Origin of the sequence: Paenibacillus sp. tmac-D7 (genome assembly GCF_006519665.1) — a bacterium.
Taxonomy (GTDB): domain Bacteria; phylum Bacillota; class Bacilli; order Paenibacillales; family NBRC-103111; genus Paenibacillus_G; species Paenibacillus_G validus.
In genome coordinates this window covers 1-20096 of the sequence record NZ_VIDW01000044.1, presented here as the reverse complement: position 1 = coordinate 20096, position 20096 = coordinate 1, and the positions used below count along the sequence as shown (strand labels likewise).

Annotated in this window: 21 protein-coding genes; 14 read left to right on the top strand and 7 right to left on the bottom strand. The window is 55.4% G+C overall.

Going from position 1 to position 20096, the window contains the following annotated elements; all coding sequences use genetic code 11:
* Window positions 1-17 precede the first annotated feature (17 nt).
* Together sufB and FKP33_RS22030 are read left to right on the top strand one after the other, a co-directional pair.
* Window positions 18-1415, top strand: a complete 1398-nt coding sequence (gene sufB, locus FKP33_RS22035) for a Fe-S cluster assembly protein SufB (RefSeq protein ID WP_127609070.1) — start codon at window positions 18-20, stop codon at window positions 1413-1415.
* 186 nt (window positions 1416-1601) lie between these two features.
* Window positions 1602-2705 (top strand): C40 family peptidase, encoded by a 1104-nt coding sequence (locus FKP33_RS22030; RefSeq protein ID WP_141336375.1) that lies wholly within the window; start codon window positions 1602-1604, stop codon window positions 2703-2705.
* 73 nt (window positions 2706-2778) lie between these two features.
* Here the strand turns inward: FKP33_RS22030 and FKP33_RS22025 are convergent, their stop codons facing one another.
* Window positions 2779-3849, bottom strand: a complete 1071-nt coding sequence (locus tag FKP33_RS22025) for a ThiF family adenylyltransferase (protein WP_127609072.1) — start codon at window positions 3847-3849, stop codon at window positions 2779-2781.
* Window positions 3846-4568, bottom strand: a complete 723-nt coding sequence (gene moaD, locus FKP33_RS27995) for a molybdopterin converting factor subunit 1 (protein WP_127609073.1) — start codon at window positions 4566-4568, stop codon at window positions 3846-3848. The genes FKP33_RS22025 and moaD overlap by 4 nt, the downstream gene beginning before the upstream one ends.
* A gap of 129 nt (window positions 4569-4697) precedes the next feature.
* Between moaD and FKP33_RS22015 the strand changes: the two genes are divergently transcribed.
* From FKP33_RS22015 to FKP33_RS21980, 8 genes are all read left to right on the top strand, one after another.
* On the top strand, window positions 4698-5168 hold the full coding sequence (locus FKP33_RS22015; protein ID WP_054797853.1) for a molybdopterin-binding protein: 471 nt from the start codon (window positions 4698-4700) through the stop codon (window positions 5166-5168).
* A 21-nt stretch (window positions 5169-5189) separates the two neighbouring features.
* Window positions 5190-6707, top strand: a complete 1518-nt coding sequence (locus FKP33_RS22010) for a bifunctional metallophosphatase/5'-nucleotidase (protein ID WP_258313524.1) — start codon at window positions 5190-5192, stop codon at window positions 6705-6707.
* A gap of 96 nt (window positions 6708-6803) precedes the next feature.
* On the top strand, window positions 6804-7913 hold the full coding sequence (locus FKP33_RS22005; protein ID WP_054797854.1) for an HD-GYP domain-containing protein: 1110 nt from the start codon (window positions 6804-6806) through the stop codon (window positions 7911-7913).
* A gap of 138 nt (window positions 7914-8051) precedes the next feature.
* Window positions 8052-9182 (top strand): radical SAM/CxCxxxxC motif protein YfkAB, encoded by a 1131-nt coding sequence (gene yfkAB / locus FKP33_RS22000; RefSeq protein ID WP_141336374.1) that lies wholly within the window; start codon window positions 8052-8054, stop codon window positions 9180-9182.
* Between the two features lie 42 nt (window positions 9183-9224).
* Window positions 9225-10589 (top strand): hemolysin family protein, encoded by a 1365-nt coding sequence (locus tag FKP33_RS21995; protein WP_127609075.1) that lies wholly within the window; start codon window positions 9225-9227, stop codon window positions 10587-10589.
* Window positions 10590-10612: 23 nt separating this feature from the next.
* Entirely contained in the window at window positions 10613-11662 is a 1050-nt protein-coding gene (ytvI, locus tag FKP33_RS21990; protein WP_127609076.1) for a sporulation integral membrane protein YtvI, read from the top strand.
* Window positions 11663-11688: 26 nt separating this feature from the next.
* Window positions 11689-12573 (top strand): YitT family protein, encoded by an 885-nt coding sequence (locus tag FKP33_RS21985; protein WP_141336373.1) that lies wholly within the window; start codon window positions 11689-11691, stop codon window positions 12571-12573.
* A 140-nt stretch (window positions 12574-12713) separates the two neighbouring features.
* Entirely contained in the window at window positions 12714-12953 is a 240-nt protein-coding gene (locus FKP33_RS21980) for an HAD family hydrolase (protein ID WP_054797856.1), read from the top strand.
* A gap of 65 nt (window positions 12954-13018) precedes the next feature.
* Here the strand turns inward: FKP33_RS21980 and FKP33_RS21975 are convergent, their stop codons facing one another.
* Window positions 13019-13705, bottom strand: coding sequence for a C40 family peptidase (locus tag FKP33_RS21975; RefSeq protein ID WP_141336372.1), 687 nt, complete (start codon window positions 13703-13705; stop codon window positions 13019-13021).
* Between the two features lie 126 nt (window positions 13706-13831).
* On the opposite strand from FKP33_RS21975, the gene FKP33_RS21970 reads away from it, so the two are divergent.
* The 4 genes from FKP33_RS21970 (at window position 13832) to FKP33_RS21955 (ending at window position 15876) form a co-directional block, all read left to right on the top strand.
* A complete protein-coding gene (locus tag FKP33_RS21970) occupies window positions 13832-14035 on the top strand; it encodes a spore coat associated protein CotJA (protein WP_054797857.1) in 204 nt (67 codons plus the stop codon).
* Between the two features lie 18 nt (window positions 14036-14053).
* On the top strand, window positions 14054-14317 hold the full coding sequence (locus FKP33_RS21965; RefSeq protein ID WP_127609080.1) for a spore coat protein CotJB: 264 nt from the start codon (window positions 14054-14056) through the stop codon (window positions 14315-14317).
* A gap of 39 nt (window positions 14318-14356) precedes the next feature.
* On the top strand, window positions 14357-14926 hold the full coding sequence (locus FKP33_RS21960; RefSeq protein ID WP_127609081.1) for a manganese catalase family protein: 570 nt from the start codon (window positions 14357-14359) through the stop codon (window positions 14924-14926).
* Between the two features lie 266 nt (window positions 14927-15192).
* Complete coding sequence (locus FKP33_RS21955) at window positions 15193-15876, top strand: HAD family hydrolase (RefSeq protein ID WP_127609082.1); 684 nt, start codon at window positions 15193-15195, stop codon at window positions 15874-15876.
* A gap of 55 nt (window positions 15877-15931) precedes the next feature.
* Here FKP33_RS21955 and FKP33_RS21950 read toward each other — a convergent pair whose 3' ends face one another.
* The 4 genes from FKP33_RS21950 to FKP33_RS21935 form a co-directional block, all read right to left on the bottom strand.
* Window positions 15932-17032: a YheC/YheD family endospore coat-associated protein gene (locus tag FKP33_RS21950; protein ID WP_258313523.1), complete on the bottom strand. Its 1101-nt coding sequence runs from the start codon at window positions 17030-17032 to the stop codon at window positions 15932-15934.
* A gap of 17 nt (window positions 17033-17049) precedes the next feature.
* Entirely contained in the window at window positions 17050-18198 is a 1149-nt protein-coding gene (locus FKP33_RS21945; protein ID WP_141336371.1) for a YheC/YheD family endospore coat-associated protein, read from the bottom strand.
* Window positions 18199-19566, bottom strand: a complete 1368-nt coding sequence (locus FKP33_RS21940) for a YheC/YheD family endospore coat-associated protein (protein ID WP_141336370.1) — start codon at window positions 19564-19566, stop codon at window positions 18199-18201.
* Window positions 19567-19606: 40 nt separating this feature from the next.
* Window positions 19607-20096 (bottom strand): YheC/YheD family protein (locus FKP33_RS21935; protein ID WP_181410239.1); only part of this gene is annotated, 490 nt, incomplete at its 5' end.

Sequence of the window (20096 nt, the reverse complement as noted above, 5' to 3'; positions counted from 1 at the left end):
AAGGAGGCTCGAAAGCCATGGCAAAAAAAATGCCTGAAATGGAAGAGTACAAATATGGGTTTCGCGACGAGCACAAAGCGGTCTTCCAGAGCGGTAAAGGGCTGACGCGCGAAATCGTCACCGAGATTTCCCGCATGAAGAACGAGCCGGAATGGATGCTCGAATTTCGTCTGAAATCGCTCGATCAGTTCCTGAAAATGCCGATGCCGAAATGGGGCGGCAATATGGAAGACCTCGATTTCAACGACATTCAATACTATGTAAAACCTTCCGAGAAGCAAGGGAAAACATGGGAAGAAGTGCCGACCGAGATCAAGGAAACGTTCGACAAGCTGGGTATCCCGGAAGCGGAGCAAAAATTCCTTGCCGGCGTATCCGCCCAATACGAATCCGAGGTCGTTTATCACAGCATGCAGAAAGACCTGGAAGATCAAGGCGTACTGTTTATGGATACCGACACGGCTTTGAGAGAGCATCCGGAAATTTTCAGAAAGTTCTTCGGCACCATCATCCCGCCGAGCGACAATAAATTCGCAGCGCTGAACAGCGCCGTTTGGTCCGGGGGCAGCTTCATCTATGTACCGAAGGGCGTGAAGGTGGAAATTCCGCTTCAAGCGTATTTCCGCATCAACTCCGAGAACATGGGCCAATTCGAGCGGACGCTCATCATTGCCGATGAAGGCAGCTTCGTGCACTATGTAGAAGGCTGTACGGCTCCGGTATACAGCACGAACTCGCTGCACAGCGCCGTGGTGGAGATCATCTGCCTGAAAGATTCCCGCGTTCGTTACACAACGATCCAAAACTGGGCGCCGAACATTTACAACCTCGTGACGAAGCGCGCCGTTGCGGAAGAAAATGCGACGATGGAATGGGTCGACGGCAACATCGGCTCCAAGCTGACGATGAAATACCCGGCTGTCGTTCTTAAAGGCCGCGGAGCTAAAGGCATGGTGCTTTCCATCGCTGTTGCCGGTAAAGGCCAGCACCAGGATGCAGGCGCGAAGATGACGCATCTGGCGCCGGATACGACGTCCACAATCGTTTCCAAGTCGATCAGTAAACACGGCGGTAAAGTAACCTACCGCGGTTTGGCATCGTTCGGCCGCAACTCGCAAGGGTCCAAGGCGAATATCAAATGCGATACGCTGATCATGGATAATCAATCGACGTCCGACACCATTCCGTACAACGAAATTATGAACGACAACATTACGCTCGAGCACGAAGCGACGGTATCCAAAGTGTCCGAGGATCAATTGTTCTACTTGATGAGCCGCGGCTTAACCGAAGCCGAAGCGACTCAAATGATCGTTATGGGCTTCATCGAACCGTTCACGAAGGAACTGCCGATGGAATACGCGGTCGAGATGAACCGGCTTATTAAATTCGAGATGGAAGGCTCGATCGGTTAAGGCAAGGAGCGAGCCGATTCATTCTTCAAGACACGCAAGCTGCGAATATGCAGCGCTGCGTGTCTTTTTTATTTCCAACGTCTTGCCGTGCATAGCTCCGCCGCTCCTGCCTCATGCTATGAACAGATAATTGGATTCCATGACAGACAAGGGGTGGGTAGGATGAAGAATGGCGGCACTCGTTCCATGATAATGAAGGTATTGATAGTAGCGCTCCTAAGCGTTACGGCCGGGTGCGGCCAACTGTCCAAGGAGCAGCAGCAAACCCGGCAGCAGAGCTTGGCGAATCGGGAACAGCAGAATGCGGACCGCTCGATCAGCGAGCAATATAACGGAAAGACGATGAATGTCGGAGACGGCAGCACGATTCACATGACGGGCTCGGAAGAAATACTGACGATTCCGTTGAAGACCGTTGACGGTGTGAGCTATGTGATCGGCTCGGAGCTTGCGAGTGCTATCGGGTTCCATCACAAGTGGAACGAAAGCAGCAACACCTTCATGATCGGCGACAACGACGCCGCTTATGAGCTGCAGGCGGGCAGTACGACCGCTCAGCGCGGGGATTCCAAGGTCCAGCTGCCGCAGCCGCCCATTTTGCGTAATTCACAATTCCATATTCCGGTTTCCGCGCTCGGCAACCTGTTGGCGGACGACGTTCGCTTTGAGGTTCAGGGCCAATCGATGATCGTACGGGCTACGGGAGAGACCGTGCCGGAAAGTATGGATGGGCCTGACGAGGCGAATACGGGTGCTGAGCTAGATTTTGCCGACGATCCGAATGATCCGTACAAGGGGACGGGAGCGAAAGCGACGCTGGGTCAGGTGGAAGATGGGGACACTCTCTCGGCGGAACGTATGGAACCCGAAGCGGTTGCCGTGTTGAAGAACATCAACATGGATACGCTGATCGCTCAGGCGAAACGTTATCTTGGCGTAAAATACGAGTTCGGCGCTGAACCTTACCCGAAATCCGGGAAGTTCGACTGCTCCTCGTTCACGCAATATGTATTCGGTAAATCCGGTATCCAATTGAAGCGGACCGCTCGTGATCAAGGCAATCAAGGTGAACCCGTCAGCCGTAAAAACTTGCGCAAGGGCGACTTGATGTTTTTTTATGTGCCGGGCCGGTTCAAAAGCAATAAAACGATCGGGCATGTGTCGATCTATATGGGCGACCAGCAGATGATTCATGCGTCGCCCAGTCAGAATAACGGCGTGCAAATTACGAATATCAACAAAGCTTACTGGAAAAAAACGTTTTTGAAGGCAAAGCGCGTGGCCCTATAGCTGCAAATTGAAAAAAGTGCCGACGTCCCAGCCGACGCGGCACTTTCCTTTGTATGAAATGAACATAAGGGCTTTACATCCCGATATAACGGCTGTAGAGGCTTTTGGCCGCGACGGGATCGTCCGTCCCCTGCACGATCAGCCTGCCGTCCGGAAACAGAACGAGCGTCATGCCGGTTTCGAGATGGAGCTTAAGCAGAAACGGATTACGCTCTACCCGGCCGACCGGCGCAAGCCGGCGTTCCCAATCCGCAAGCGCGAGCTTCAAAGGGCGGCTCGGCTGAATTTGCACCGAGTTGCGGCCGCACAACGATTGGATTGTATCCTCCTGCACGTCCGCCTCCAAATATTCGAAGCGGCGCTCGCCGCAGCACGGGCAATCCGCTCTCCTCGCTTTACTGACGTCCACGCCGGCAAATTGGTTGAACCAAACGTCCCAGTGAACCATCTTCCGGTTGCGCTCGGCCTCCGCGCCAACGAGCAGCTTAAGCGCTTCTGTTGCTTGATGCGAAGCGACGGCATGGATGAGCGGGCCGATAACGCCGGCCGTATCGCATGTCTCGGTCGTGCCTTGTGCCGGCGGCTGTCCGAACAGGCAGCGCAGACAGGGCGTTTCGCCCGGCACGATCGTAAGCGATACGCCGCGCGAGCTGACCGCGCCGCCATAGATCCACGGAATGCCGTGCTTCACGCTGACGTCGTTGATCAGGAAGCGGACGGCGAAGTTGTCCGAGCCGTCCAGGATCAACTGCACGTCGGTCAGCAGCTCTTCGGCATTGGTGACGTTCAAATCGGCGACGACCGGTTCGATGCTTACGCCGGAATTGGTCGCCCGCAGGCGCGCTGCCCCGGCCTCCGCCTTCGGGGACGAGGCGGCCGCATCGGCCTCGTCGTACAGCATTTGGCGCTGCAGGTTGCTGCGTTCGACGAAGTCGCGGTCGATCAGGCGGACGAAGCCGACGCCGGCGCGCACCATATGATTGGCGAGCACGGTGCCGAGCGCGCCCATGCCGACGATCGCAATCCGCGACCGCAGCAGCTTCGCCTGACCGGCTTCGCCGATCGGAGCGAACAGCATTTGCCGCGAATACCGCTCGCGGTCGATCTCGATATGCTCAGGCCAGATATCCGGACGTTCGCTCATGATGCCGATCCTCCTTCGCCTGCAGCGGAAACCCCGGCTAAAGGGTTCCACGGTCCGAGCTGATGTCCTTTCCATTCGGAGCCGTCTTCCCAGCGCTCCTTCTTCCAGATGGGAACGATTTGCTTCAACCGTTCGATCGCATAACGGTTCGCTTCATACACGGCGTCGCGGTGAGGGGCGGAAACTGCGATGACGACGCTGATCTCGCCGACAGCGACCGGGCCAAGCCGATGAGTGATCGCGCACAGCGCGCCGGGCCAGCGTTCGGCGATTTCACCCGCGATCTGGTTCATCGTCCGGATCGCCATGGGCTCGTACGCTTCGTATTCGAGCAGTACCGTCCGTTTCCCGTGCGTCCATTCCCGTGTCGTGCCTACAAAAGCGAGCGACGCCCCATGATTCGGATGGAGCACCTTGGCGGTGACGGCATCCGGGGATATCGGCTCGCGAGTCAGCTCCACCCAATCCGGTTCGCCTCCGGATACCGGCGGGATCAGGGCAATTTCGTCGCCTTCGCGTATAGCTGCGGAGGCTTCGGCATATTCTTGATTTACCGCAGCATATGCGTTCGATATTGCCTGAGATGCATGCGGGTAACGGCGTACCAGCTGCTCCTTCAGATCGGCTACCGTCCAGCTTGACGAATCCGTCTCAAGCTCAATTGTCCTTGCGCCCAACAGGTCTGCCAGACCGGCAAACAAAAGTACATTCAGCTTCAACTCGATCACTCCGTTTTTCGTAGTTTTCGATCCGGTTTAATGCGTTACGTTTACCTATCAGCATACCATAACCGGGGGCAAAAGTGATATAATGGCAGGTAAGCTCTAAAGAAACGGAGGTAGGTAGACATGATTGAAGTAGTAGACGATTCCAAAGGAAGCGTAAGGTATTCGTCGCCCGGGGAACTCGCTGCGGTTTGCTCCGAGACGATCGATCCGGAGCTTCGAATAAACGGCTTAAAGGGCCAAGCGGTGGATTGGCAAGCTTGGTATGAGGCGTGGAGCGCTGCGCAGGGGGCTGACGTTTCCCTGCAGCCGACGCACCTGCAGGTTGCGGCGGTTGATGAGTTTCAAGCTACGATTCCGTGGCACGAATTGCGGGATGCCTTTATCCTCTATGCACAAGAGGAGGGGCAGCCTTTACAGAAGGGCTTTCCGATTCGCCTGTATGTGCCGAACGGGAGCAGCGAATGTTTGAACGTCAAGAGCGTCGTCCGCCTTTGTTTACTGTACGATCCGGCATTAGGCGATAAAGCGACCTTCGGATTTTCCAATACGGTGACACCGGAGCAGATGTTGGCGAACCGGCAAAGCAAATAACCTAAAGGCATAGCTTTAGGAATGATTAAGAACGAAACTATCGCAAAGCGTCCGCCGCTTTGCGATTCAAGGCAGGTGGCTTGTATCACGAAAGAACGAGTCAGGCTTCGTATCCTACATACGAACGATATACACAGTCATTTCGATCAGATGCCCCGGATCGCTGAATGGATCAAGCGGTTGAAGGAAAATACGGGGGAGGCGCACACGCTGACGCTCGATATCGGCGATCACTTGGACCGGATGCGTTCCGAAACGGAAGGCACCGAGGGATTGGCGAATATCGCGGTGATTAACGCGACCGGATACGATGCCGTCACGCTTGGCAATAACGAGGGGTTGACGTATACGCCGGATGTGTTGGACCGGCTGTACGGCGAAGCCGCACGGTTTCCCGTTGTGCTTGGCAACATGGTTGCAGCCCGAACCGGAACCGCTCCGGCTTGGATGAAGCCTTGGCATATCGTGGAGAAAGCGGGGCTGCGCATCGGTCTCATCGGTGCGACGGCCGCATTCTCGCTTTTTTACAGGCTGCTGGGCTGGGAAATCAGCGATCCGTACGATACGATCCGTCAAGCTGTAGAAGAGCTGCGTCCGCAAACGGACATCATCGTGCTGCTGTCGCATCTGGGCCTTCGCCATGACGAGAAGATAGCGGAAGACATCCCCGGCATCGACGTCATTCTTGGCGGACATACGCACCATTTGTTGACGGAGCCCCTCTCTGTCGGATCGACCTGGATTTGTGCCGCAGGCAAACATGGACAATACGTCGGGGCGGTGGATCTGGCGTACGAGCGGCAGACGAAACGGCTTGAGCTGGTTGGTGCGGGCGTACATGCGACGGCAGAAATGAACGGAGATCCCGAACTGCAGGCCGTCATCGACTTGTATGCGAACCAAGCAAATGAAACGTTGTCCCGGGAAGTCGTTCGTCTCGACCGCGATATGCCGATCGATTGGTACGGCGAATCGCCGCTTGGCAACCTGCTGGCCGCCGGTCTTCGGCGGTGGGTGGACGCCGAGATCGGCTTGGTGAACGCCGGCCAACTGCTCGGAGGCCCGCAGCAAGGGCCCGTGTCGGCCGGTACGCTGCTCAAGCTTTGCCCGTCGCCGATCAACCCGTGCCGGTTGAAGCTGACCGGGGCGCAGCTTAGGCAAGCGCTGGAAGAATCGCTGCTGCCGGAGTTTATGGATAAGCCGCTGTTCGGCTTCGGCTTTCGGGGCAAAGTGCTCGGCACGTTGTGCCTGGACGGACTGAGCGTCGAGTTTGATCCGGAGGGTGCTCCTTACTCGAAAATCGTCAGCGTCCGGGTAGGCGAATCGCCGATGATCGACGATCGGTTATACACCGTCGGGACGATCGACATGTTTACATTCGGCATCGGATATTTATCCATCGGCCAAGGTATTGAACCTGAGTTTTTCCTGCCTGAATTTTTGCGCGACGTGCTGCTTCATGAACTGCGCAATGCGAAAGCTTTGCAGGACAGCAGCCGCGGGCGGTGGATAAAACGACAAAAGCATGTCGGAAATTGAAAAAATATATTGCTCTTTTGCCGGGAATCCGATAGGCTAAACCTAAGTAAGTGGATTTTCTAAATATTTGTTTAGAAAGAAGACGTGAGTACGACTATGCGCTTGCTTCCGATCAGCATGGTGGAGCCTGGCATGAGGCTCGGCAAAAAGATTTACAATTCGGACGGGTTAACGCTGCTCGCGGAGCAGGTCGAACTGACGCAAAACTTGATTCGCCGCTTGGAATCCCATGGTATTGATTACGTTTATATTGATGACCCGCGGACCCATGATCTGGTCATTCGGGACGTCATTTCGGATGAAACCCGGGTACGGGCGATAGCGGAAATACGCGAGTCGTTCCGGAGAATCGGCGAAAATCAGGTCAAACGTAAGGGCGTCGGACACCTTCAACTCGGCAAGACATTTCGCAGCTTATTGGACCTGATTCTGCAGGATTTAAGCTGTAATAAAGATGCGATGATTATGCTGACGAACATCAGCGTGATGGACGAATATTTGTACCAGCATTCCCTTAACGTATGCATCTACTCGACGATGCTCGGAATGGCCGATGGCTACGGTCAAGAAGAATTGACAACGCTCGGTCTCGGGGCGCTGCTTCACGACATCGGCAAGACGCAAATTCCGTCCGAGTTGCTGCGCAAGAAAGAACCGCTGACCGATGAGGAGTTCTCGCATATTAAGCGTCACACGAATTTCGGCTTCCAATTTCTGAAGGACGAGCCCAACATTCCGTTGCTCGCCGCACACTGCGCGTTCCAGCATCACGAGCGGCTGAACGGCAGCGGTTATCCTCGCGGTTTAAAGGGCGACGAAATTCACGAATACGCGCGTTGGATCGGACTCGTCGATTCGTACGACGCGATGACGACACACCGTGTGTACCGCAAAGCGATGCTCCCGCATCAGGCTATGGAGATCTTGTTCACGGGTACGGGTTCGCTGTTCGATAAGCCGAAGATCGAGCTGTTCCGCGATAAAATCGCCATTTATCCGATCGGCGTCACCGTGACGCTGAATACGGGCGAGAAAGGCGTTGTCGTTGATCTCAACGCGAAAGTGCCGCATCGGCCGATCGTCAGATTGCTGGAAGACGAGGCCGGTCAGATGCTTGACGGCAGTAAGGAAATCGATTTGTCCAAGGTGCATACCGTCTTGATTACTGGTGTGAACGACGAAAAGATCACTTTAACAGCACCATGAGTTAAGCCCGAAATTCGGCCAGCACCGGTTTCGGGCTTTTTTCAATCGGTTTTCTTTTCATACATATTACGTTACAATAAGAATTGATCAGTAAGTGATAACAAGAATTCTAATGAAGAGTCAGGTGTACATAACAACATGTCTGAATTATTTGCCATACAGCCTCCCTTTCCCGAAATTTCGCCGCAATACGATCCGTGGGACCCGTTGCCGGCCTTTCGGCGGTACGGCCAGCACCGGTTGACAAGCGTCGAACTGACCGTAACCAATCTGTGCAACATGCGCTGCGAGCACTGTGCGGTGGGAGAGTCGTTAACGTTGTCGGAAGGAATCCGTATTCCGTTAGCCGACGTGCTCCGGCGGTTGGATGAAGTGGAGCACTTGGAGACGATCAGCATAACCGGCGGCGAGCCAAGCTTTCATGAGCAAACGGTGCGGGACTATATCGTACCGTTGTTGAAATATGCCAGGGAGCGAGGCGTCCGTTCGCAAATTAACTCCAATCTGACGCTTGATATATCGAGATACGAGGCGTTGGCTCCTTATCTGGACGTGATGCATATTTCGTTCAATTACTTGAACGTAGACGATTTCTACGAGGTTGGCTTCGTTCGCTCCGAACGGCGCACGCCCAGAGCGTCGGCCGTCAAGCTCTATGAACGGATGATAGACAATACGCGCGAGCTGTCGCGTGCCGGGATGTTCGTATCGGCCGAATCGATGATCAATTACCGCACTCACGACAAGCTGGTCGGTATTCACCGCCTGATCGACGAGATGGGCTGCCGCCGCCACGAGGTGCACCCGATGTACCCGAGCGCATTCGCGTCCAACCTGCCGGTATTGTCGCTCGACCAGACGCGGCAGGCCGTTCACCGGTTGCTGGACGGGAGGAACCCCGAGCTCTGGATGCTGTTCGGCACGCTTCCGTTCTATGCCTGCAGCTTCTTAGAGGAGGATCAGCAGATCATAACGCGTTTGCGCGGAGAACCGAACGTAACCGTAAGGAATGATCCGGACGGACGCAACCGGTTGAATGTGAATTTGTTCACGGGTGACGTCTACGTGACCGATTTCTCCGATGTGCCTCCGCTGGGGAATGCGCTGACTGACCGTCTGGACGAAGTGTTTGCCCGCTGGAAGGAACATCCGCTTTACAGCTCGGTCGGGTGTTACTGCCCGGGAGCGAATTGCTGCGGGCCGAATCTGTTGGTCGCGGATACGTATTATAAAGATGTCGATTTTTCAACCCGACGCGCCATCGTTTAATTACAAGCTGCCTATCACGCATGAGAAGGAGTTTGAACAGTAGTGGAGAGCCATAGTACGGGGTTTGATTTCGGTTCGATTGCGTTAAATCTGGTCCTCGTTGTTTTTTTAGTTTTCCTTAACGGTTTCTTCGTCGCCGCGGAGTTTGCGCTGGTGAAAGTCAGACAAACCCGCCTGCAGCAGTTGGAAAGCGAAGGGAACGGAAAGGCGAAATATGCGCTTGCCGTTACGAAAAAGCTGGACGCCTACCTGTCTTCGACCCAGTTGGGCATTACGCTGGCCTCGCTTGGTTTAGGCTGGGTGGGCGAGCCTGCGATTTCTCATCTGATCGTCGAGCCTCTGTTCGAAATGATCGGACTGGCCCAAGCCTGGTACGCGGACGCGCTCGCGATCTTCATCGGCTTCGCGGTCATTACATTCATGCACATCGTCCTGGGGGAATTGGCGCCCAAATCGCTCGCGATCCAAAAGTCGGAAGTCACATCGCTTTGGCTCTCGGCGCCGTTAATGCTCTTCTACAAGCTTTTTTACCCGATCATCTATTTGTTGAACGGCGCGGCGAACCGGCTTCTGCGTCTGATCGGCGTCCGGCCCGCCACGGAGCTTGAAGCCGCTCATACAGAGGAAGAGATTCGCATATTGATGGACCAAAGCGCAAAGAGCGGCCATATCGATAAAGACGAGATGACGTTGTTTGACAACATCTTCGAATTCTCCGAAAGGGTGGCGCGTGAAATTATGCTGCCGCGCACCGATATGGATTGTTTGTTTACGGAACTGCCTTTTGAGGAAAATTTAAATATCGTGTATGAAACGAAGCATACCCGTTATCCGGTGGCAACGAGCGACAAGGATGAGATTATCGGGTTCGTGCACATCGCGGATATGCTGACCTGCGAGCCGAAGAAATCGCATCAGCTGCGCGATTTCGTCAGGCCGGTGCTGATGGTGCCGGAATCGATGGAAATCAGCCATGTATTGAAAATGATGCAGAAGAAGCGCTCCCAGCTGGCGATTGTGATCGATGAGTACGGCGGAACAGCCGGCTTGATTACCGCAGAAGATATTCTGGAGGAAATCGTCGGCGAAATCCACGACGAGTTCGACGAGACCGAACGGCCGGAAATCGAGAAGATCGGCGATGCCTACTCGGTGGACGGGCGGGTTTTGCTGGAGGAGCTTGACGATATGCTGGGCCTCGGAATCGAGGACGAAGCCGTAGACTCGATCGGCGGCTGGCTGTTCAAGGAGCTGGAAGGCAACCTTGAGATAGGGAAGAAGCATACCCTGGATCGCTTTCAATTCGAGGTTACCGAAGTGGATCGTCTGCGCGTGGTGCGATTAACGATTCGACCGATCTTGAAGCTCGGGCCGGAAGGCGAAGAACAGCAGAAGCCGGCACATTAATTTCGAAGGGGGCCCTCACTGGAATGTCGCTACGAACGATTCTTTTTTGCGCGTTAGGCGCTTTGGTTCTCTATGGATTGTTCACCGTCGGCTTTCCGTTTCTGCTCGCGCTGCTGCTCGCAATATTGCTGGAGCCGGTCGTGCAGGCGCTGATCAAATATGCGAGGTTCAACCGCATAGCGGCGGCCGTTACGGCCTGTACTTTATTTACCGGATTGCTGCTCGGCTTCATCTACCTGGTCGGCTTCAAAATGGTGTCCGAGCTCGTCCAGTATTTGAAAAACGCCCCGAGTTACTTGAACGAGGCGAAATTATTCATGGAAAACACATCCGTCAAAACGCAATTTTTCTTTGAGACGCTGCCGCCTGCGATGGCTGCCGACGTGCAGCATTGGATCGAGAACGGCTTGGTCGCATTAACGGAAAATTTGAACAGCATCGTTTCGGCCGTTAGCGGTTATTTGATCGGAATCGCCAGAACGATCCCAAACCTGTTCATTTTCTTCGTCGTGTTTGTCATTGCGCTTTACTTGGTTTCGCTAAGTTTGCCGAAGCTGCATCAATCGTTTTTGAACTTGTTCGAAAGCGGTTCGCGGTCAAAGGTCGTCACGGTGCTGACGGATTTGCGCCGGGCGATCGTCGGCTTCCTGTTTGCCCAAATGCTGATCAGCCTGTTAACCTACATTGTATCGTTGATCGGGCTGCTCGTGCTTCGGGTCGACTATCCGCTCGCGATAGCGCTTCTGATCATTGTCGTCGACGTGCTGCCGGTGCTCGGCGTAAGCGCTGTGCTGCTGCCCTGGGCCGTCTACAGTCTGCTCGTCGGCAATATGCAGCTGGCGATCGGACTGATCGTCTTGTATTTGGTCATTGTCGTGTTCCGCCGTTTGATCGAGCCGAAAATTATCGGAGACGCCGTCGGCATCAACGCGCTTGCCGCACTGGTCAGTATGTATGTCGGCTTTCAAGCTATAGGCGTCGTGGGCTTGTTCCTCGGTCCGGTTCTAATCATCGTGTATCAAGCGCTTCGCCGCGTCGGCATTTTGAAAATCAATATCAAGCTCGAAGGCTAGCCATCAAATAAAAGGGAGGACAAGCATTGCAAGGAGATGTAGCCAAGGTCAAACAACATTCCAAAATTTCAATCGCTAAATTAATCCGTCGCGCGTTCTTAATCTTTCTGGGCTCCGCGATCTTTTCCGTCGGGCTGGAAATTTTTCTCGTTCCGAACAAAATCATCGACGGCGGCGTTGTCGGCATTTCGATCATCACGTCCCATTTAACAGGGGTGCCGATCGGAATCTTTCTGGTACTGTTCAATTTACCTTTCTTGTACATAGGGTATAAGCAAATCGGTAAAACGTTTGCGATTTCCACCTTATATGCCGTCGCGGTGATGTCGCTCGGGACAACGCTGCTGCATCCGGTTAAAGCCCTGACCTTCGATCCACTGCTCGCTGCCGTCTTCGGAGGCATCATTCTGGGGGTAGGCGTCGGCTTGGTCATCCGTTCGGGCGGTTCGCTCGACGGAACCGAGATTATGGCGATCTTGTTCAGCAAGAAGCTGCCTTTCTCCGTCGGCGAAGTCGTCATGTTCTTCAATCTGTTTATTCTCAGCAGCGCCGGCTTCGTGTTCGGCTGGGATCATGCGATGTACTCGCTGATCGCTTACTACATCGCTTTTAAAGTTATCGACATTACGATCGAAGGGTTCGACGAGTCCAAATCGGTCTGGATCATCAGCGACAACAGCCGCGAGATCGGCGATGCGATCATACAGCGGCTCGGCCGCGGCGTCACCTACCTGCAGGGCGAGGGTGCGTTCACGGGCGGCAACAAGCTCGTCATTTTCTGCGTGATTAACCGGCTGGAGGAAGCGAAGCTTAAATCGATTGTCGAAGAGCTCGATAACTCCGCGTTCCTGGCCGTCGGCAACATTCACGATGTGAAGGGCGGCAGGTTCAACAAGAAGGACATCCACTAAGTAAGGATGAATAGTGTTCCATCCTATCACGACCCCGTCGGTTATTCCGGCGGGGTCTGTCCTTCTTTTACACGCGGATTCCTATACAATCGATCTACAGATGCAGGCGCCGATCGGCGCGCGATAAAGGAGGAGCTTCCATGGAAGAAAACCGTCCGCGTTTTCGAGGGCAATTGATCTTGTTTGACTTGGACGACACGTTATTTGATTATGCGAGCACTTGGCATGCAGCGCTCGTGCGAACGTTCTCCGTATACGGGCCGACGGCGGGATTGAATCCGGAGGAAGTGACCCGAAGGTTCCTGGGCGTTAACGACCGCCTGTACGGCGAATATGAGCGAGGCGGCTACGGCAGCCGGCCTCCGTGCATGAGCCGCTAGGAATCATTACGCATTGGTCCGGACTGCCGTCGGTTTGTGAGTTGGATTGATAAATTGCGGTTCTCTTAATAAACCCGGCGGGCGCCTAAATATTTCGGTCCCCAATAGCTGCTGTCGAGCTTCTGGATATAGATGCCGGCCGAACGGGTGGCCGATATAAACTCGCCGTTGCCGATATAAAAGCCTACATGGGACGCAACGCCGGGCTCGTTCAGGCCGAAGAATACGAGATCGCCGGGCATGAGCCGGCTGCGGTTGACAGGCGTGCCCATGGTGATCATCGTCGTGGTGTTGGTACGAGCCATCGCAACGCCGTGCTTGTTGAACATAAAATACACAAAGCCCGAGCAGTCGAAGCCTGCAGGTGTTGTGCCACCCCATACGTAGGGAACGCGCATGTAGTTATTCGCGTCGGCGAGCATCGCTTTTTTGACGAGCGCCCGGTTGAGCACCGTGCGCGTGATCGGGCCTGCTTTACCGTCAACCGCCAGGCTGTAGGCGCTTTGGAACGAACGGACTGCTTGCTGCGTTACCGTGCCGTAATAACCGGTGATCGTCGGGTAAGTAAAATACCCTAGCGTCTTGAGGTCGCGCTGCAGCGCGGAAACCGAGTCACCGGACATACCGAGGCTCAACGTCGAGGAGACTTGCGTGTTCGCGGCCCAAGCGGGAATCGCGGATTGAGGCAGAGAAAGGATGAGGCCGGCTCCTAACAACGTGATCACCATCGTTTTTGCAAGCGATTTCTTCATGTGTGAGAACAGCTCCTTTTATTAATTTCCGAAATTGGCAGCACTTGCTGACATTTTATACGTATACCGGACTTGCCCACAATGTATAAATAATGGTAGACGCTCACAGAAGGAGGAATTCGCCTCATGCATCAAACCAAAGTATGGTTTCCGTACGTAAGTCCGATGGACCCTTGTCCGCCCGTACTCGAGAAGACGTACTCGACCCCCCCGAACTTATACATCGGCTTTCAACCGCCCAATTTGCCGCAATTTCCCCCCCACGAAGCGCTTCGGCTAGGCACATTATGGCCGGCGCTTTACAGCCCGTACCATCCTCGAAAATATTGACCGACAGGAGGAACCGGAATGTCGCACGCACTACCCGAGCATTTCTATCGGCAGCTGGAAGAGCTGCAGGCCGTCGATTTTGTGCTGGTCGAATTGACGCTGTATTTGGATACCCACCCGCAGGACATCCAAGCGCTCCAGCAATACAACCAATACGCGCAGCAACGGATGCAGCTTGCGTATCAATTCGAGCAGGAGTTCGGTCCGTTGAAGTCGTTCGGCCAAAGCTTCTCCAAGCAGCCTTGGCAGTGGATCGATTGCCCTTGGCCATGGCAAGTGTGAACGGCGCAACCGAGCGGACGAAGGAAGGGGAGAATTCGGATGTGGTTGTATGAGAAGAAGCTGCAGTACCCGGTAAAAGTAAGCAAGTGCGACCCGCACATGGCAAAGCTGCTCCTGGAACAATATGGCGGCGCGGACGGGGAGCTGGCAGCTGCGCTCCGTTACCTGAACCAACGATACAGCATCCCGGATAAAGTGATCGGGCTGCTGACGGACATCGGAACGGAAGAATTTGCTCATTTGGAAATGATTGCCACGATGGTTTATAAGCTGACCAAGGATGCGAGCGTGGATCAATTGAAGGCGGCCGGGCTGGACGGGCACTATGTGAGCCATGATAGGGCGCTTTTTTACAGCAATGCCGACGGAGTGCCCTGGACGGCGGCCTACATTCAGGCCAAGGGCGATCCCATCGCCGACTTGTACGAAGACATTGCCGCGGAAGAGAAGGCCAGAGCGACGTACCAGTGGTTGATCGATATGACGGACGATGTGGATTTGCAGGACGGCCTGAAATTTTTGCGAGAGCGGGAAGTGGTTCATTCGATGCGGTTCCGTGAAGCGGTTGAAATTCTGAAGACCGAGCAAGGCGCAAAAAAAATATTTTAAGCGAACCTCGCTCTCCGACAGTTGTCGGGGAGCTTCCTTCGTGGTGTAAAGAAAATTTTAGATTGGCGTCCGTCTAAAATACGGTTCTCCGGCTCAACGCGTTATCCGTACCGATTACAATCGGGCTGCTCCTGTTTTTCCGCGTTCCACTGGAAGAAGTATCTGCGAATTTATTTTGGTATCGGCCTGTAAGCCCGCCCGCCCGTCATTTGACAACCTCGGACAAACATGGTTGTATAAAATGGTACCGGGGGGAGGAATCAAGCATGGTTCATAAATCGTTGCCGGAAGCGATGATTTTCGATGTGGACGGCACTTTGTTCCGCACGGAGACGCTGATCTTGCCGGCCTACCACGCCACATTCGACCAATTGCGGGCGGAAGGCTTATTTCATGGCGAAACGCCGCCCGAGCGTTATATTTTGGGCGGTTTGGGCATGCTGCTGGAGCACATCTGGGAGCAAGTGATGCCGGAGGCCGATCGCCATGTGCACCGCCGTGCCGATGAGCTGCTGCTTAAGCTGCAGCTTGATGGGCTGAGACGGGGCGAAGGCGAGCTGTACGCAGGGGTCGCGGATACGCTGCAGCGGCTGCGGGAACGCGGTATCCGGTTGTTTACGGCGAGCAACGGACTGGAGGCTTACGTGAAGGGCGTTGTGAAGCACCAAGGACTGGAGCCATTGTTCGAGCCGACCGGCATGTACAGCGCCGGCGAATTCCACACGCGCTCCAAAGTCGATCTGGTGCGGCTGCTGCTCGAACGCCACGGCATCCGGCGCGCATGGATGGTCGGCGACCGTTCTTCCGACGTCGAAGCGGGACATGGCAACGGGCTGTACGTGGTCGGCTGCGATTACGCCGGCTATCGCAAGCCGAAGGAACTGGACGAGGCGGATGTGCGCATCGGGTCGTTCAGCGAGATCATCGCCCTGCTGGATGGCGCCGAATAACAAGAAAGACTCGCTTGAACCCGTGAAGCTTCGGGCTCGACCGCGAGTCTTTTTCTTATTCTATCGGCTTGTCGTTGCTCTGCTCGCTCAGCCACAAGGCGAATTCGAGCGGGCGGCTGATCGCCTTCACATACGTTCCGTTCTGGCCGATCCGGCGAAACACCTCGCGTGAAGGCTTCGGATTGACCTCGAGCAGCCACACGTGTCCCTTCGGGTCGATCGCCAGATCGATGCCGACCTCGCAGAAGACGTCGAATTTGTTCTCCAGGTGCTTGACGACGTTAAGGCCCAGCTCATAGGCCTCTTCCCGGACGGCATTCACTTTGGCGCTGTCCTTGAACCGGTTGTACAGCAGCGTTTCCATCGGCGCGGCGGTGCCCCCGCCATGCAGGTTGGACGTAACCGATCGCTTGGGACCGATCCGGCCTACGCAGCCGGTCACTTGCCATTCTCCGTTTCCGTCCTTCTGTACCAGCATCCGAAAGTCGTGCACGCGTCCGTCCTTCAGCTCCAGAGGGATGCCCTGCTGCACGATATATTGGTCCGCGAGCTTCCATTCGGCCACTTTCGCGGCGATTTGCCCGATGGTGACCTTTTGCACCGGCAGGATGCGGCGGGACGGATCTCGTCCCTGCATCAAGTAGGAACGACCGCCCGGCAGCCGCTGGAGCCGGATAATGCCGCGGCCGCCGGTGCCGCTCTTCGGTTTCATATAAACGACCGGATAGCGGGTCAGGAAATGACCGAATTCCTTGCCTTCCTTGAACGGGATCGTCGCCGGCAGATGGGCGGCGATATCCGCTTGCTCGGCGAGCAACTGATGCATCTTCCACTTATTGCCCAGCGGGCGGCTCAAATAACGAAGCTCGGCGTACTTTTTACGGAAGCCGGACAGCTTCAGGTAATTTTCCGTGCCGTGATACCGGCACCGGTCGTAAATCAGCGGAGGGAAGGCGGCCGATTTACGCACCCATTTGCCTTGCTCCGGTTTGTAGGTTAAAGCGTTGACGCGGGCGTTCCCCTGAACGTCGTCCGGGGTGAACACGAGCACCTCGAGCCCCAGCTTCGCACCGCATATGCACAGCTTGCGGAAAAACGACAGCTCTTCCAGCCGTCGTCCGCTTAAATACATGGCCAATACGCCAACTGTTTTCATGGTCGCGAGTCACCTGCTTACCGTTTGCTGCCGAAACGGGTGTTCTTTTTGGACAAGAAGATCGAGTAGCGGATGAGGTTTTCAAGCGATTTTTGCCGGATCGGCGGCTCGTCGAATTTCATCGGCTTGGAATTCGCTTCGAAGAACCAAATGTGGCCGTCGCTGTCCACACCGAGATCCATTGACATTTCGCCCAGCTTATAGCCGCTGGACGATTCGATCTGCTTGGCGATCGTGAGCGCCGCTTGTTTCGCCCGCTGCATGATTTGTTTGCTGCCGGCGGGGCCGAACGAGTGGGAGAGCAGTTTGCCCGGATCGTCGATCGACCCGCCCCGGGGCACGTGTGTCGTAATGCTGTTCTTCCCGGCCAACCGGGCGCCGACGCCGGCGATGCTCCATACGCCCTTGTGGTTCTTCTGCGCGAGCAGCCGCAGATCGAACGGACGCTGCTTATAGTGGGATAGGGCAATGCCCTGTTGAATGATGTAATCCTTGGAGCCGATCAGATGGCTCACCCGCGACCAAAGCTGGGATACGCTCGAAAAGCGGGAAATTTGGCTTCTGGTCCTATCCTGAATGCTGAGCTCATACTGGTTCGCTTTCGCCGCTTGGCCGTCCATTCTGCTGATTCGCATGATGCCTTTGCCGGCTTTGCCGCGAATTGGCTTGAGGTAAAGAAACGGGTAGCTCTGGAGAAGTTTGTCGAGGTCCTCACGGGAAGACAACCTTTGGGTCGTCGGAATGAACGGCTGCGTACGCTTTGATTTGTTGAGCCATTCGAATAAGGTCCATTTGTTGAAGAACGAAGGGTTGAAGAATCGTACCTTCCCGTGGCGCAAGCAGGCTTGAATCACCTGCTGCACCTCCGGGAGAAGCTCGAATTTGCGGTAGGGAATGCGGTTATAGATGACGTGCGGCATCGGGAGCAGTTCTCTGATCCATGATCGGGTCTCCGTATGATACCGGTAACCGACTGCATTTTCCTGGCTGAGCTTAAAGTCGGCGGTCGTCATGACGTATACGAGCACGCCGCGCTCTTCCCCCATTCGGATCAAATCGATAAAATTTTCTTGATTCCCGCGAAAAGGCCTCTTTTCATCCGCATAAGTGAGGATGGCCAGCGTCGGACGCTGACGGTTGCTATCGGACTGTCGTTGCGATCCCATTCAAGTAACCCTCCTTGACCGAAATCGGCTCAGGTAGAGGCAATAGTCGTACATGTACTGCAGCGAAGCGCGCCCTTCTTCCTTAAGGGCGGGATGCTTGAAGATCGAGCGGCCCGGCTTGGAATTGGCCTCGAACATCCAGATGCGTTCGCTCTTGTCGATCCCGATATCGAAGCCGAGCTCGCCCAGCGTATGCCTGTAATTGCGCTCAATATCCTCGGCCAGTTTGATGGCGGCCTCCTTGGTGCTCGATAATACAGCGTCGGCGCGCGCGCCGAAAACTTGCTGCAGCACCTGCTCGGGCGTCATCAGCTGACCGCCGGTGCGCACATGTGTCGTGACACTGCCCCTGCCGGCTTTCTTGGCGCCGATGGCGGCCACGACCCATTGGTTTTCGCTGTTCTTGGTCATGTGGAAGCGGAAGTCGATCGGACAGCTGTCCAGCTCGATCAACCGGATGCCTTGCTGCGACACGTAGCCGTGCAAGCTGCCGTTATGCCGGTTCAGCAGCGCCATCAGCCCTTCGAACTTGCTGAAACGGAGCAGCACGTTGCGGCCGTTGCGCCGGAAGCGGGCGTAATAGCCGCGCTTCGGATTATAGGTCAACCGGTAAATGCCGATTCCGAGGCTGCCGGCCGTCGGTTTCAAATATATGAATTTGTGCTTCTCCAGCATTTCTTTAATTTGCATGGCGTTCGGGTTGATGTGCGACTCCGGCACATGGTTGAACACATCGGTACCCTCCAGCAAGTTGTAAACGTCCCATTTATCGAAAAAGCTCCAGTTAAACAGCGGGATGCCTTGTCGCACGAAGCGCTGCTTGAAGGCGTTCATCGACGCCAGCTTCTCGGCCTTGCGGCTCGGCAGCCGGTTGTACACGACGTCCGGCAGCGGGACGGTCTTGCGCGCCCAGCCTCCCTCTTTCAGCGGGATCGTGGCCGAGACGGTGCCTTGCGACCAGTTCACGTCGTTCGGGGAGAACCCGAAATAAAACGCGCGATCCGCGCCGACGCGCATGAATTGACGGATGAACTCGGTGCGGGACCCGAACGGCGCGGAGCTCCCTCGCACAATGTTCGTCAGAATCCCGATCATCGGTCCCAGCCGAAGTTCCTTGCCGTTGGCGCTCGTAATCATGGTGGTACCGTCGCGGGGCAATCGCAATTGGGTATAAACCGACGGTGTCATATACAGGTGGTTACCGCTTTTTTTCAGCAGCTTGAGTCTTAAGGAGACGCTTTTGCTGCCGAGCTTAAGGGTCACGTTTTGAGCTTTGGCCAGCTTGAGCGCTTTGGCCAAGTCACCGCTGACATAAACGACGCGTTCCTGTCGCGGGGTGACATGAATCGTGCAGGTTGTCAAGCTCATGATGAACCTCCTACAGAACGATGCCGTGTTGGGCAAAAGTTTACTTCTTCAGCGAAAAGCTGCGAGCCGGTGCCGCTGCGGTTTGCCGGAGCAAGTAATCGACATACCGCAGCGGATTGGCGACAGCGGCCAATCGCGCCTTGTCGTCGCGTAAATAAGTAAAGATGGAGCGGCCGGGTTTGGAGTTCACTTCGAGCATCCAAATATGTCCGCTCGTGTCGACACCGAAATCGATGCCGAGCTCGGCGAGCCGCCCGTGACGAGATTCAAGCGCCTCCGGCAGCGTATCTGCGAGCTGTCGCAGCTCCGCGAGGATCGCTTCGGCGCGGGCCCGCCCGAATTCGCGGGCGAGCATCGGTTCGGCGGCGCAGGCCATGCCGCCGCCGTGCAGGTTCGCGGTCAAGCTGCCGCTTTGACCGCGGCGTACGGCCAGGCCGGTCAGCTGCCAGCGGCCTGCGCCGTTTTTTTGCACGAGGGCGCGCACGTCGTACGCGTCGCCCTCGCGGGTGTGCAGCGCCAAGTAGCGCTGC